The sequence below is a fragment of the Streptomyces sp. NPDC097619 genome (genome assembly GCF_040302735.1).
Lineage (GTDB): Bacteria > Actinomycetota > Actinomycetes > Streptomycetales > Streptomycetaceae > Streptomyces.
Genome location: NZ_JBEOSD010000107.1, coordinates 13,150 through 27,973 on the forward strand (window position 1 = coordinate 13,150; position 14,824 = coordinate 27,973).

9 protein-coding genes are annotated in these 14,824 nt (G+C 75.6%); all 9 read left to right on the forward strand.

Annotated features, from left to right (window positions below; genetic code table 11):
- The first annotated feature begins 484 nt into the window (after positions 1–484).
- The 9 genes from ABTZ17_RS25330 to ABTZ17_RS25370 all read left to right on the forward strand — a co-directional run bounded on the left by ABTZ17_RS25330 (position 485) and on the right by ABTZ17_RS25370 (position 14,698).
- Positions 485–7,669 carry a non-ribosomal peptide synthetase gene (locus ABTZ17_RS25330; protein ID WP_352198005.1) on the forward strand — a complete coding sequence of 2,395 codons (7,185 nt, stop codon included), beginning with the start codon at positions 485–487 and terminating at the stop codon, positions 7,667–7,669.
- A complete protein-coding gene (locus ABTZ17_RS25335; RefSeq protein WP_352198006.1) occupies positions 7,666–7,872 on the forward strand; it encodes an MbtH family protein in 207 nt (68 codons plus the stop codon). Before ABTZ17_RS25330 ends, ABTZ17_RS25335 begins: the two co-directional genes overlap by 4 nt.
- A 187-nt stretch (positions 7,873–8,059) precedes the next feature.
- Positions 8,060–8,482: a cobalamin B12-binding domain-containing protein gene (locus ABTZ17_RS25340; protein ID WP_502994837.1), complete on the forward strand. Its 423-nt coding sequence runs from the start codon at positions 8,060–8,062 to the stop codon at positions 8,480–8,482.
- Positions 8,479–9,867 carry a methylaspartate mutase gene (locus tag ABTZ17_RS25345; protein ID WP_352198007.1) on the forward strand — a complete coding sequence of 463 codons (1,389 nt, stop codon included), beginning with the start codon at positions 8,479–8,481 and terminating at the stop codon, positions 9,865–9,867. The genes ABTZ17_RS25340 and ABTZ17_RS25345 overlap by 4 nt, the downstream gene beginning before the upstream one ends.
- A 68-nt stretch (positions 9,868–9,935) precedes the next feature.
- On the forward strand, positions 9,936–10,919 hold the full coding sequence (locus ABTZ17_RS25350) for an asparagine synthetase A (RefSeq protein ID WP_352198008.1): 984 nt from the start codon (positions 9,936–9,938) through the stop codon (positions 10,917–10,919).
- Positions 10,916–12,232: a glutamate synthase-related protein gene (locus ABTZ17_RS25355; RefSeq protein WP_352198009.1), complete on the forward strand. Its 1,317-nt coding sequence runs from the start codon at positions 10,916–10,918 to the stop codon at positions 12,230–12,232. Before ABTZ17_RS25350 ends, ABTZ17_RS25355 begins: the two co-directional genes overlap by 4 nt.
- Positions 12,229–12,501 (forward strand): hypothetical protein, encoded by a 273-nt coding sequence (locus ABTZ17_RS25360; protein WP_352198010.1) that lies wholly within the window; start codon positions 12,229–12,231, stop codon positions 12,499–12,501. The genes ABTZ17_RS25355 and ABTZ17_RS25360 overlap by 4 nt, the downstream gene beginning before the upstream one ends.
- Positions 12,502–12,605: 104 nt before the next feature.
- The gene (locus ABTZ17_RS25365) at positions 12,606–13,904 is read left to right on the forward strand and encodes an MFS transporter (protein WP_352198011.1); all 1,299 of its coding nucleotides are present in this window, start codon (positions 12,606–12,608) and stop codon (positions 13,902–13,904) included.
- Positions 13,905–13,930: 26 nt separating this feature from the next.
- Positions 13,931–14,698, forward strand: coding sequence for a 4'-phosphopantetheinyl transferase family protein (locus ABTZ17_RS25370; RefSeq protein ID WP_352198012.1), 768 nt, complete (start codon positions 13,931–13,933; stop codon positions 14,696–14,698).
- Positions 14,699–14,824: the final 126 nt, after the last annotated feature.

The window sequence follows — 14,824 nt, forward strand, 5'->3', positions numbered from 1 at the left end:
TCGAACGCCAGCGGGGCCGATCTGTCGCTCCGGCACACTCCAGGGCAACCACCCCCACTGACACCCGGCCCGCACGGCGACCGAGCGCATCGGCAGGCCGCACCGCCACCCACCGCCCGAGGCCGACACACCACCCCCACCCCACTCCAGCCCGCGCGGCGTTTGGGCGCATCAGTGAGCGGCACCACCCACCACCCGACTGCACCGCACGAGCCCCCTTCGCAGCCCGCGCGGCGTTTGAGCGCATCGGTGAGCGACACCACCGCCCACCCGAGGAACACCCGCCACCCCGGCCACCCGGCCACCCGGCCCGCACCCCGCCGGGGCACCCTGCGGCAGGTAGGAGCGGCAGTTCGGGGGCAGCCCCGCAGGGCCGAGCTGCCCCGGGGACTGCCCGCCGCGGCCCCGGGCCGTACCTAGCGTGGGGGCAGGTCACCCCGCTCCTCCCCGACCCGACCCCGACCCCTCGCCTGGAGGCCCCGCGATGCCCTCGACCGCCCCTACCGCCTCCGCCGTCCTGGACGGCGGCCCGGCGCCCGGCCCGGCGCCCCGCGTCCTGGACCGGATCGCCGGGCAGGACGCCGAGCGGGTCGCGCTGGTCCACGGCGACCGGCGGATGACGTACGGTCAGCTGGCCCTCGCCGTGGCCTTCCGCGCCGACGAGCTGGCCGCGCTGGGCGCCGGTCCGGGCCGTCTGGTGGCGGTGCGGCGGCCGCGGGGAATCGAGGCCGTCGTGGGTCTGCTGGCGGTGCTGCGGACCGGTGCCGCCTACCTGCCGCTGGACCCGGCCGCCCCGGCCGCCCGTACCGCCGCCGTACTGGCCGACTGCACCGGATCGGAGCAGCCGGAGGCCGCGGAGGGCGAGACGGTGCTGCCCGGTCCGGGCGTGGCCGAGGACGCCGCGTACGTGATCTACACCTCGGGCTCCACCGGCACCCCGAACGGCGTGGTCATCGGTCAGGACGCGCTGGCGCACTTCACCGCCGGGGCCACCGAGGTCTACCGGATCACCGCCGAGGACCGGGTGCTCCAGTTCGCGCCGCTGCACTTCGACGCCAGCGTCGAGGAGGTGTTCTGCACCCTCGGCGCGGGCGCCACCCTGGTGTTGCGCGAGGACGAGATGCTGGACGTGCCGGGCCTGCTGGCGGGCTGCGCGGCCCACGGGATCACCGTCCTGGACCTGCCCACCGCCTACTGGCACGAGCTGGCGCACGCCGTGTCCGCGGGCCTCGCGGAACTCCCGCCCACGCTGCGGACCGTCGTCATCGGCGGGGAGGCGGCGCTGCCGGAGCGGGTGGCGCGGTGGGCGGCGGCCGTGGACCCGGAGCGGGTCCGGCTGCTGAACACCTACGGGCCCACCGAGGCCACCGTGGTCGCCACCGTCGCGGACCTGTCCCGGTACGCGGGCGGCCCGGTGCCCATCGGCACCCCGCTGCCCGGGGTGCGGGCGGCCGTGGTCGAGGGCGAGCTGTGGCTCCTCGGCGGCGGGCTGGCCCACGGCTACCTGGGCCGGCCCGAGCTGACGGAGCGCCGGTTCGCCCGGCTGGGCGAGGAGCGCGCGTACCGCACCGGCGACCTGGTGCGGCTCCGCGAGGACGGCCTCCTCGGCTTCGAGGGCCGCGCCGACGACGAGGTCAAGATCAACGGACACCGGGTGGACCCGGCCTCCGTGGAATCGGTGCTCTCCGGTCACCCCGCCGTCCGCGAGGCGGCCGTGGTCGCCGTGGCCGCGCCCGGCGGCGGCAAGCGGCTGGCGGCGTTCGTGGTCGCGGACCACGACACCGACGGAACGGCCCTCCGCGAGCACACCCGGTTGGCCCTGCCCGCCGCGGCCGTGCCCGGCTCCTTCGAGCTCGTCGCGGCCCTGCCCCGGACCTCCTCCGGGAAGATCGACCGGAAGGCCCTGCGGGCCGCCGCCGAGAGGACGGCACCCGCCGCCCCGGGCGTCCCCGACCCCGCCCACGACGTGTTCACCGGAGAGCCGCTGCCCGCGGAGGACCGGGTCCCGCTGTCCTACGCGCAGCGCCGGCTGTGGTTCCTCGCCGGACTCGAAGGCCCCTCCGCGACCTACCACCTGCCGCTGGTGCTGCGCCTCGACGAGGTGCCCGACGAGGCGGCCCTGGCCGCGGCCCTGGCGGACCTGGTGGACCGGCACGAGGTGCTGCGGACGGTGTACCCGGCGGTGGCCGGGGAGCCCTACCAGCACGTGCTGGACGCGCCGCCGGTCCCGCTGGACGTGCGCCGCACCACCCCCGACGCCCTCGACGCCGAGGTGGCCCGGTTCACCTCCGGCACCTTCGACCTCGCCGCGCAGCTCCCGCTGCGGGCCGCGCTGTTCCTCACCGAGGAGGAGCCGGGCGCCGAGCCCGCCGCCACCCTGGTGATCCTGACCCATCACATCGCGACCGACGGCTGGTCGGTGGGCCCGCTCCTCGCCGACCTCGGCGCCGGCTACGCGGCCCGGCGGGCGGGCACGGCGCCCGACCGGGAGGCCCTGCCGGTCCAGTACGCCGACTACACCCTGTGGCAGCAGGACCTCCTCGCGGACCCGACGGCCCTGCTGGAGCACTGGACCACCGCCCTCGCCGGCATGCCGACGGTGCTCGACCTGCCGGCGGACCGGCCGCACCCGACCGAGCCCACCGGCACCGGAGCCACCGTCACCGCGGTCCTGCCGCCGGAGGCGCTGCGCCGCCTGACGGCCCTGGGCGAGGACCGCGGGGCGAGCCTGCTCATGGTGCTCCAGCCCGCCCTGGCCCAGGCCCTGGCCGCCGCCGGAGCCGGTGAGGACATCGCCGTGGGCACCCCCGTCGCGGGCCGCGGCGACGAGGCCCTCGACGGACTGGTCGGCTTCTTCGTGAACACGCTCGTGCTGCGCACCGACGTGACCGGGCCGGCCCCCTACGCCGAGCTCGTGGACCGGGCCCGGGAGGCGGACCTCACCGCCTACGCCCACCAGGACCTGCCCTTCGACCTGCTGGTCGAACACCTCTCCCCCGAACGCGGCCTGGCCGTGAACCCGTTCTTCCAGGTCATGCTGACCGCCCAGGAGGAGGACGGCTCCGGGCTGCGCGCCGAGGGCCCGCTCTCCGGGACCTTCGCCGAACCGGGCCTGGAGGCGGCCAAGTTCGACCTCAGCGCCTCCTGCGTGGCCCTGCCCGGGGACGGCGGGCTCCAGGTGTGGTGGCAGTACGCCGCGGACCGCTTCGAACCGGAGACCGCCCGGCTCCTGCTGGACCTGTTCGTCCGCGCCCTGGAGCGCGCCGCCGCCGACCCGCACGCCGCCACCGACCCCCGGGACCTGCTCACCGCCGAGGAGGCGGACCGGATCGCCGCCCTGCGCGCCGGTCTGGCCCGCGCCGAGGAAGAGCGCCGGGCCGAAGCGGCCCGCGAGTCCGCCGGCAACGGCCCGGACACCGGACAGGAGGCCGCCGTCACCCTGCTGCGCGGCCTGTTCGCCGAGGTGATCGGGGTGGACGCGGTCGGCCCGGACGACAACTTCTTCTCGGTGGGCGGGCACTCCATGTCCGGGGTGCGCCTGGTCAACCGGATCCGCGCCGCCCTCGGCACCGAGGCACGGATCCGCGACCTGTTCCTCGCCCCGACCCCCGCCCGGCTCGCCGCCCGCCTGCTGCGCGCCGCCGTCCCCTCCGGACGCCCCGGACCGGTGCCCGTGCCGGACGCGCTGCGGCCCGAGCGGCTGCCGCTGTCGTACGCGCAGCGCCGGTTGTGGTTCGTGGACCAGCTGGAGGGCCCGAGCCGTTCCTACACCATCCCCTTCGCCCTGCGCCTGGACCGGCCCCTGGACACGGCGGTGCTCGCCGAGGCCCTCGCGGACGTCGCCGACCGGCACGAGGTGCTGCGCACGGTCTACCCGGCCGTGGACGGCGAGCCGTACCAGCGGGTGCTGTCCGGCCCCGCCGCCCGCCCGGAGCTGGAGACGGTGACCTGCCCGGCCGACGGGCTCGAAGCGGCGGTGGACGCGGCCGCGGGCCGCGTCTTCGACCTCGCGGCCGACCTTCCGGTGCGGGCCGCGCTGATCACGCCCCACGGCGACCCCGGGGGCATCCCCGACGGGGCCGACCCGGCCGGCCCCGGACAGGTCCTGGTCCTGGTCGTGCACCACATCGCCGCCGACGGCTGGTCCACCGGACCGCTGCTGTCCGACCTGTCCGCCGCCTACGCGGCCCGGTCCGCGGGCACCGCGCCCGGCTGGGAACCGCTGCCCGTGCAGTACGCCGACTACACCCTGTGGGAGCGGGCGGCGCTCACCGGGGAAGCCGCCGAGGAGCACGTCGCGTTCTGGCGGACGGCCCTGGCGGGCGCCCCCGAGGTGCTGGAGCCCACCCCGGCCCGGACCCGGCCCGCGGACGCCTCCCGGCGCGGCGCGGCCGTACCGGTGGCCCTGGACGCAGGCGTCCACGCCCGGCTGGAGGAACTGGCCCTGGCCCACGGCGCCTCCCTGTTCATGGTGGTGCAGGCGGCCGTCGCGGCCCTGCTCACCCGGCACGGGGCGGGCACCGACCTGCCGCTGGGCACGGTGGTCGCGGGCCGCGAGGACGAGGCCCTGTCGGACCTGGTGGGCTTCTTCGTCAACACGCTGGTGCTGCGCTGCGACACCGCCGGGGACCCGACCTTCGCCGAGCTGCTGGACCGGGTCCGCGCCACCGACTTGGCGGCCTTCGCCCACCAGGAGCTGCCCTTCGACCTGCTGGTGGAACGCCTCAACCCGGCCCGCTCCACGGCCCGGCACCCGCTGGTGCAGACGATCGTGCAGGTCCACCCGGCCGAGCCGGACACCCCGTCGGGCACCGCCCTCACCGGCACCCCGCTGGGCACCGAATCCGGGTTCACCAAGTTCGACCTCACCGTGTCCCTGCGCGAGACCCGCACCCCGGACGGGGCCGCCGACGGCCTGGCGGGCGTGCTGGAGTACGCCACCGACCTGTACGACGCCGACACCGCCGCCATGCTCGCCGCCCACCTGGAGCGGACCCTGCGCGCCGTGGCCGAGGACCCGACCCGACGCGTCGGGGAGCTGCCCCTGCTCTCCGCGGCGGAGGAGCACCGGCTGGTCACCGAGTACAACGACACCGCCGTACCGCGGGCCGCGCTCGGCCTGGTCCACGAACGGTTCTCCGAGCAGGCCCGCCGCACCCCGGACCGCACGGCGCTGTCCTTCGGCGAGGAGCGGGTCACCTACGCGGAGCTGGAGGCCCGCGCCAACGCCCTGGCGCACCGGCTGACGGCGGCCGGCGTGACCCGGGAGGACGCCGTCGGCGTGCTCATGGACCGCACCCCGCTGCTGCTGGTGGCGGCCCTGGCGGTGCTCAAGTGCGGCGCGGCGTACGTGCCGCTGGACCCGCGGCTCCCGGAGGCCCGGGTCCGCATGATCCGGGAGGACACCGGGGCGCGGGTGCTGCTCACCCAGGGCGAGCACCTGGGTTCGGCGGCGGCGGTGCAGGAGGCCGCGGCGGGGGTGCTGGTGCTGGCCGCGGACGCGGCGGGCGACGACCCCGGCGGTGACTCCGGGTGGGAGGCGCGCACCACGGACCCGGGCGTCACGGTGGGCGAGGACTCGCTCGTGTACGTGATGTTCACCTCGGGCTCCACCGGCCGTCCCAAGGGGGTGGGGGTCACCCACCGCAACGTCACCGAGCTGGTGACGGACCGCTGCTGGGACCTGGAGCACCACCGGCGGATGCTGGTGCACTCGGCGATCGGGTTCGACGCCTCCACCTACGAGCTGTGGGTGCCCCTGCTGGGCGGTGGCGAGCTGGTCATCTGCCCCGGGGACGGCACCGACCTGGCGGAGATCGACCACACGGTCCGCAGCCAGGGCGTGACGGCCGCCTACTTCACGATGGGCCTGTTCCACATCATGGCCGACGAGGGCCTGGACACCCTGAAGCTGCTGGACGAGGTGTGGACGGGCGGGGACGTGGCCTCCCCCAGCGCCCTCCAGCGGGTCCTGACGCACTGCCCGGACACCGTGCTCGTGCACAGCTACGGCCCCACCGAGACCACGTTCGCCTCGCACTGGCAGCGCTTCTCCACCGAGCAGCGGACCGTGCCCGGGGTGTACCTGGGGGCGGCCCTGGACAACACCCGGGTGTACGTCCTCGACGAGCGGCTGCGGCCGGTGCCGCGGGGCGTGGCCGGCGAGATGTACATCGCGGGCGGCCAGGTGGCGCGCGGCTACCTCGGGCGGCCGGGGCTGACCTCGGAGCGGTTCCTGCCGGACCCGTTCGGCGCGGACGGCGGGCGCATGTACCGCACCGGCGACCTGGTCCACTGGACCGCCGGCGGCGAACTCCGCTTCCTGGGAAGGGCCGACGGGCAGATCAAGCTGCGCGGCTTCCGGATCGAACCCGGGGAGATCGAGGCCACGTTGGCCCGGCACCCCGGGGTCGGACAGATCGCCGTGGTGGTCTTCGAGGAGGGCCCCGGCGGGAAGCGGCTGGTGGCGTACGCCGTGCCGCGGGCCGGTCACGGGCTGACCGCGGAGGGCCTGCTGCGGTGGGCCGCCGACGAACTGCCCGAACACATGGTGCCCTCGGCGGCGGTCCTGTTGGACGCCATCCCGCTGACCGTCAACGGCAAGCCGGACCGCAAGGCGCTGCCGGCCCCGGCCCCGGCGGAACGCGTCGCCGGACGGTCCCCGCGCACCCCGCGCGAGGAGCTGCTGTGCGGGCTGTTCTCCGAGGTGCTGGGGGTTCCGGAGGTCGGCATCGACGACAACTTCTTCACCCTGGGCGGGCATTCGCTGCTCGGCGTGCGGCTGATCAGCCGGATGCGAGCGGTGCTCGGACTGGAGCTGGGCGTGCGGGACCTGTTCCGGACGCCGACCGTGGCGGGCCTCCTCGGGGACGAACCCACCGGCTTCGACCCGATGGGCGTGGTGCTGCCGCTCCACGCCGACGGCAGCCGCAACCCGCTGTTCTGCATCCACCCGGGCACGGGCGTGGGCTGGACGTACGCCGGTCTCACCCGGCACCTGGGTCCGGACCAGCCGCTGTACGCCATCCAGGCGCGGGCGCTGAGCGAGCTGGGGCACTCCCCGGAGTCGGTGGAGGAGATGGTGGCGGACTACCTGCCGCTGATCCGCGAGGTGCAGCCGCACGGCCCGTACCGCTTCCTGGGCTGGTCCTTCGGCGGGACCGTCGCCCACGCCCTGGCGGTGCGCCTCGCCGAGCTGGGCGAACGCACCGAGCTGCTGGCCATGATGGACGTGCACCTGCTGCCGACGGAGCCCGAGCGGCGCCGGATGACCCCGGCGCAGAAGCGGGACATGCTCGTCGGCGACGCCTCGGACGAGCCCGAGGACGCGCCGTTCGACGTGGACGCCCTGATCGGCCTGGTCCGCCTCAAGGACCCGGTGCTCGGCGCCTTCTCCGACGGGGAGATCCGCTCCGTGATCGGCGCCTCCATCAACCACGCCGAAATCATGAACCTCTATTCCCCGCAGCCCGTGAAAACGGACATGCTGTTCCTCGGAGCGCTGGAGGACGGGGAAACGGAGAACACCCTCGCACAGCACTGGATTCCCTATGTAGACGGCACCGTGGAAAACCACTTGATCGGAGTTCCGCACACCAGAATGGGTGAACCGGAACCGCTTTCCCTGATCGGCCGCATCCTTTCCGAGAAACTGAGGAGCCTGTCATGACCAACCCCTTCGACGACACCGAGGGCACCTTCCACGTCGTGGTGAACGCCGAGGGCCAGCACGCCCTGTGGCCCGTGTTCGCCGACGTTCCAGCAGGTTGGGACGTGGTGTGGGGTCCGGGTGAGCACGCCGGGGCGCTGGCCTACGTGGAGCGGAACTGGACCGACATCCGCCCGCTGAGCCTCGTGGCCCAGTACTCCTGAACCCTCCCGGGAATTCCCGGAAAGGCACGGAAGGCCGTGCCCCGCAGCCGCGCGGGGCACGGCCTTCCGCATGCCCGGAAAACCTCCGACGCGACCTCTCCGCCTGCGATTTCCCCGCCTTTTGTTCCCCTCATACTGCCGCCGGAACTTCCCCTTCGAGGGCCCGGCGGTTCCTATATTTCTGAGCATGCGACGACGGAATGTGAACATCCTGCTGACGGGTACGGCCTCGGATTCCCATACCTGGAACCTCGTCTACCTCCAGCTGTTCCTGGAGGAGCTCGGTCACCCGGTCCGCAACCTCGGGCCGTGCGTCACGGACGAGCTGCTGACCGCGGCCTGTGCCGCGGACCGGCCGGACCTCGTGGTCGTCAGCAGCGTCAACGGGCACGGCTACCGGGACGGGCTGAGCGCGGTGCGCGCCCTGCGCGCGGCCGGCCTGGGCACCCCCGTCGTCGTCGGCGGGAAGCTGAGCACGGCCGGCCGGCCGGACCCGGCGCAGCGCGGCCGGCTGTTGGACGCGGGCTGCGCGGCCGTCTTCGACGACGGGGACGCCGGGGCCCTGCGCACCTGGCTGGACTCGGCCTTCGACCGACGGGCCGTCGCGTGAGCACCGCCGCCCCACACCCCCCGGCGGAGGCCCCGACCGCCGCCGCGGCCCCGGCGCACCCGTCCTTCGGCGGGTTCGTCGCCGCCGCCGCGGCCGCGGGCCGGCTGGTGGTGCAGCCCCGGATGGGCTTCGGGGACCCGGCCCTGATGCGGCACGGGCTCTCCCGCACCCGCGGGGCCGTCGCCACCACCGTCGGCACCCTGACCATCGACAGCTACACCCGCGTCGGTGACCTGGCCGGGGCGCGCGCCGCCCTCGACGAGGGAGCCCGCCTCAACGGCTATCCCATCGCCAGCCACCCGGCCGACGTCACCCGCGAACTGCTCCACGGGGTCCGGGACGCCGCCTTCCCCGTGCAGGTCCGGCACGGCTCCTCCCGACCGGAGGCCATCATCCGGGCCTCCGCGGCGGCCGGACTGGACGCCACCGAGGGCGGGCCCGTCTCGTACTGCCTGCCCTACGGCCGGACCCCGCTCGCGGAGTCCGTGGCCAACTGGGCGCGCGGCTGCGAGCTGCTGGCCGAACTGGCGCCCGCCCCGCGCCGGCCGCACCTGGAGACCTTCGGGGGCTGCATGCTGGGCCAGCTCTGCCCGCCCGGGCTGCTGGTGGCGATCAGCCTGCTGGAGGCGGTGTTCTTCGTCCGGCACGGCATCCGCAGCGTCTCGCTGAGCTACGCCCAGCAGACCCACCCCGGGCAGGACGCGGAGGCCGTCCGGGCGCTGCGCCGGCTCGCGGCGGAGTTCCTGCCCCCGGACGTGGACCGGCACGTGGTGCTGTACACGTACATGGGCGTCTTCCCGCACACCGAACGGGGCGCCACCCGGATCCTGGAGGACTCCGCGCAGCTCGCGGTCCGGGCCGGGGCCCAGCGGCTGATCGTCAAGACCACCGCGGAGGCGCACCGCATCCCCTCGGTCCGGGAGAACGTCCGGGCGCTGGAGACGGCCGCCGCCGCGTCCGCCCTGGCCGGGCGGCCCGACGGCGGCGCCGTGGACCCGGAGGAGGCCGACGGGGAGGTGTACCGGGAGGCCCGCGCCTTCGTGGAGGCTGTCCTGGAGCTCTCCGAGGACCCGGGCCGGGCCCTGCGCGCCGCCTTCGCCCGGGGGGTGCTGGACGTGCCGTTCTGCCTGCATCCCGACAACGCGGGCCGCAGCCGCAGCTTCCTCGACCCGACCGGACGCCTCCGTTGGTCCGACACCGGCGCCATGCCGGTGGTGCCCCACGTCTCCCCCGGCGGTCGGACCCCGATGACCGCGGACGGGCTGCTCCGGGCCCTGTGGTCGGTCGCCGGCCGCTACGACGGCCCCGAAGGCCCGCCCGACCCGCCCGCCCGGACCCGGCCGGCCCGGACCCGGAACACCGTCACCGCCGCGAGCCCCTCGTGACCCCGCCCGCGGCCGGCCCGGCGCCGGCCGCCCCACCGTCTTCCCCATCCCTCGCACAAGGAGTCGACATGGACCTCACCACCCCGCCCCCGCTCGGCGAACACCTGGCCTCACCGCGGCTGCGGTCCGCGATGCTGGTCCAGCAGGAAGCCCTGTACGCGGCACGGCGGTTCCTGCGCGGCGAGGGCTTCACGGAGCTGCTGCCGCCGCTGGTGGGCCCGGTCACCGACCCGGGCGGCCGCGGGGCGAAGGCCCTGGACGTGGACTACTACGGCCGCCCGTACAAGCTGATGACCAGCGCGATCCTGTACAAGCAGGCCTCGCTGAAGGGCTTCCCCCGGCTGTTCTACATCGCCCCGAACGTGCGGGTGGAGCCCCCGGAGACGGCCGCCACGGGCCGGCACCTGGTCGAGTTCCATCAGATCGACGTGGAGATGGCCGGCGGGAGCCGCGAGGACGCCCAGGCGATCGCCGCCGGTCTCCTCACCCACGTGGTGGAGCACGTGTGGACCACCGTCCCCGAGGTGCTGCGCGAACTGGGCCGCGACGAGCTGGACTTCGCGGAACTGCGGGCGGGCAAGTTCGAGGTCCGCACCCACGAGGAGGTCGTCGGGCAGCTGATCGCCGAGGGCCACCCGCAGAGCCCCGACGCCGAGATCGACTGGGCGGGCGAACGGATCCTCTCCCTCGCCGCCGACCGACCCTTCTTCGTCGACGACTACCCCAAGGGCTCCCGGGGCTTCTACGACCGCGAGGACCCCGAACGCCCCGGCGTGCTCCGCAACTTCGACCTGCTGGCGCACGGCGGCTACGGGGAGATCGTCAGCGGCAGCGAGCGGGAGTCGGACTACGCCACCATCGTCACCCGGATGCGGGAGAGCGGCGAGAACCCCGCCAAGTACGCCTGGTACCTGGACCTGGCCCGCGAGGGCATCTCCCCCAGCGCCGGCTTCGGCATGGGCCTCCAGCGCCTGGTGCGCTTCCTCACCGGACTGGACGCCCTGTGGCAGGTCAGCGCCTACCCGAAGCTCCCGGGGGTGATCGCGCCGTGAGCTCCCTGCACGCGAACGGCTTCCCCGAGCGGGAGGTGCGGGCCCGGGCCCGCACCGGCACCGCCGAGGTGTTCCCCGCCCCCGAGGGCTACGGGGACGGCGGCGGACTCTACGGCCAGGACGGCTCCCCGGCCCCCGGCGCCCACCACGGTCCGGACGCCCTGGACCGCCTGCGGATCGTCCCGCCGGTGTTCATGCCCCGCCGCCTGGAGAAGCTCATCGACCTGGGCCGCGAACCCTCCTACGAGGACGTGGAACTCGGCGGCACCGTCGGCGGGTTCACCACCGCGCTGCCCCTGTACCTGTCCGCCTTCGGCTCGACCCGCGCCGGCAGCGGGGACCTGGCCCTCGCCGCCACCCGGCAGGCCGCCCGACTCGGCCTCCCCATGGTCATCGGCGAGAACATGGTCCCGGTGCACGGCTACCGCCGCGGCGAGGGCGAGGGCGTCCGCTCCGCCCTCCTCGAACGCATCGCCGTCTACGCGGAGACCGTCCCCGACGGCCTCGGCGGGGTCGTCGTCCAACAGTCCACCGAGGACGCCGACTCCGAGGTGTGGAACCTCCTCTACAGCGACCCGGGCACCCGCGCCCTCCGCGACTCCGGCCGCATCGGCTTCGAGCTGAAGGTGGGCCAGGGCGCCAAGCCCGGACTCGGCGGGATGACGGTGGTCGGCGCCGAGGAGGCCGAGCGGCTCGCCGGACAGTTCGCCGTCCGCGACGTGTTCGGCGACCCGGACCGCCGGCTGCGCTGCGCCACCCCCGGCACCTTCACCGAGGAGATCGTCCGCCAGCAACTGCGCTTCATGCGGAACAACTTCCCGCTGGCCCGCACCTGGGTGAAGTTCCACCCGGGCCGCGACATCGGGACGGCGGCGGCCACCGCCTGGGCCGCCGGCGCCGACGCCGTCACCGTCGACGGCGCCGAGGGCGGCACCGGCTGGGCCCCCCGCGTCTTCCTCGACCAGGTCGGCCTGCCGCTCGGCGAGTGCCTGCGCCGGATCGGCACCCCCGGCGGGGACCTGCTGGCCACCGGCCGGATCTGGGAGGGCGGCCGGGCCGTCCGCGCCCTCGCCCTCGGCGCCCGCGCGGTCGGCCTGGGCCGGGCGGCCCTGGTCGCCGTGGACGAGGACCCCGCACACGGCCTGGACCGCCTCGTCGACGCCCTCACCCTCGAACTGCGTCTGCTGGTCAGCGCCCTCGGCAAGTACCGGACCACCGACCTGGACCCGGCCGACCTGTGGGACCCCACCGCCGCCCCCGAGCCCTCCCCCGCCCCCACCGGCACCGCCCTGCCCGCCGCGGAGCGGTCGTGAACCGGGCCGCGCCGGGCCCGACCCGGCTGCGCCGCGCCCTGGTCCGCGCCCGTTTCCTGCCGGCCGGACCCGAGGCGCCGCCCGTGCTCACCGTCCGCCCCGGACCGGGCTCCGGCCCCGCCGCGGCCGCCGCCGCCCGGGCCCTCGCCGAGGCCGGCCACGGCCACCTCGGCGGCCACCTCGACCTCCGCGCCTACGGACCGGCGCCCCGCCCGGAGGACGCCGCCGACGCGGCCCGCCGGGCGGTCCGCCGGGCCCTCGCCGCCTGACCGCCCCACCCCGGAACGCCCCCGGCACCGGACCTCCCGGGGCGCGCCACGCGCCCCGCCCCCGACCTCCCTCCAGCTCCTCCCAGAGAACGGGTACTCCGCCCATGACCAGCACCGACACCACCGGAAACGACACCCCCGGCTCCGCCGCACCCCAACAGCCGCCGGTCCCCTGGGGCCGCGTCGCCTCCCTCGTCAGCGGTCAGGCAGCCGTCCAACTCGGCAGCTTCGCCCTGCTCATCGCGATGAACTGGACCGCCGTCGAGATCGGCGGCACCCGCGCCGTCACCCTCCTCATGCTCGCCGCGACCGTCCCCCGGGCCCTCATGCTCATCTTCGGCGGCGCCTTCGCCGACACCCTCGGGCCCCGGTTCGTCCTGCTGCGCACCACCACCGCCCGGGTGGCCGTCCTCGCCGCGGGTGCCGCGGTGGTCGCCGCCGGCACCGACACCCTGTGGCCCCTGGTGGTGATCGCCCTCGTCGAAGGGGTGCTGCTGGGCCTGGCCGGACCGGCCTCCGGGGTGCTGCTCCCGATGTTCGCCCGCGGGGACCAACTCGCCCGCGCCAACTCCCTCTACGCGATGGTCCTCCGGGTCGCCCCGATCCTCGGCGCCCCCGCCGGAGCCTTCCTGATCACCGTGGGCGACCTCTGGGTGGCCCTCGCCGTCGCGGCCCTCACCGGCGCGATCTGGCTCGGCTGCCTCCTCCACGTCACCCACGGCTTCACCCGCCCCGAACCCGAGCCCGGCGTCTCCCTGGTCAAGCGGTCCGGCGACGGCTTCCGCCTCCTCGCCCGCCACCCCCGCCTCCGCTGGATGTTCATCGCCACCCTCAGCCTGGACCTCGCCTTCTCCTGGCCCGCCGAGGTCGCCCTGCCGCTGCTGGTCTCCGAGCGGGGCTGGGGGGTCGGCGCGGTCGGCATCGTCCTCGCCGCCTTCAGCATCGGGGCCCTGGGCTCCAGCGCCCTCGGCGCCGCCCTCGCGCACCGCATCCCCATGTACGTCCGGCTCGTCGTCACCGGTGCCGGCCTGGCCGCGGGCATCCTGGTCATGGCCCTGATGCCCTCCGTGGTCTCCCTGACCGCCGTCGCCGCCGGCGTCGGCCTGCTCTCCGGCCTCAACGGCCCCGCCATCGTCACGCTCTACCAGCAGTCCGCGCCCGAGGAACGGATGGGCGCCGCGATGTCCACCCTGTCCCTCGCCGGCATCGGCACCGCCCCCATCTCCATCGCCGTCTTCAGCTCCCTGTCCCTGTGGCTCGGCGTCCAGACCACCTGGCTGCTCTGCGGCGCCATCGCCTTCGTCTCCCCGGTGGCCGCCGTCCTCGCCCTGCGCCACCCGGCCCGCACCGAGGAGCCCGCCCCCGCCCCCACCGCCGACCTGCCGGTGCCGGCCGCCGCCTGAGGCCCTGCCCCCGAAGGAGGCCCCCGATGACCGTCCTGACCGTTCCCCGGCTGCTGGTCCCCCGCCGGCTGACCGAACCCGGACCCGACCCGGGCCCCGGCGACCGCGGCGGCACCCCCGACGGCGACGCCCTCGGCCTCGCGGTGACCGCCCGGCCCGCCCCGGGACCCGAGGTGTGGCTGGTGGACACCAGCGAGTACCGCGACCACGCGCACCGCCGGGCCCCTGCCACCCTCGACGCCCAAGAGCTCACCCGGGCAGCCGAGTTCGTCCGGAACTCCGACCGCGACTCCTACGTCTGCGCCCACGTGGCCCTGCGCCGGCTCCTCGGCGCCTACCTGGGGCTGTCCCCCCGCGAGGTCACCGTGGAACGGGCGCCCTGCGCCCACTGCGACGAACCGCACGGCCGGCCCGTCCTGCCCGGCGGCACCTTGCACTTCTCGCTCTCCCACGGGGCGGGCCTGAGCCTGCTGGCCTTCGCGACCGCCCCGGTCGGGGTGGACGTGGAGGAGCTCGTCCCCACCGCCACCATCGCGGAGACCGCCTCGGTCCTGCACCCCCGGGAGGCCGCCGAACTGGCCCTGCTGCCGGCCGCGGACCGCCCCCTGGCCTTCACCCGGGTGTGGACCCGCAAGGAGGCCTACCTGAAGGGGTTGGGCATCGGCCTCTCCGCGGATCCGGCCGCCGACTACGTCGGCTCCGGCCCGGTCCCCGCCGCCGTCCCGGGCTGGTCCCTCCTCGACGTGTCCGTCCCGGAGGGCCACTGCGCGGCCGTCGCCCTGGCGATCGACTGACCCGCCCCAGCGGCCCCCCGCCCCCGCCCACCCGGGCCCTCAGCTTCCTGCTGATCAAGGTGGGCACGGAGGCGTACGCCCCGCTCCAGGTGGCGCTGGGCCGGGTGTTCTCGGGGGCGGTCGTGC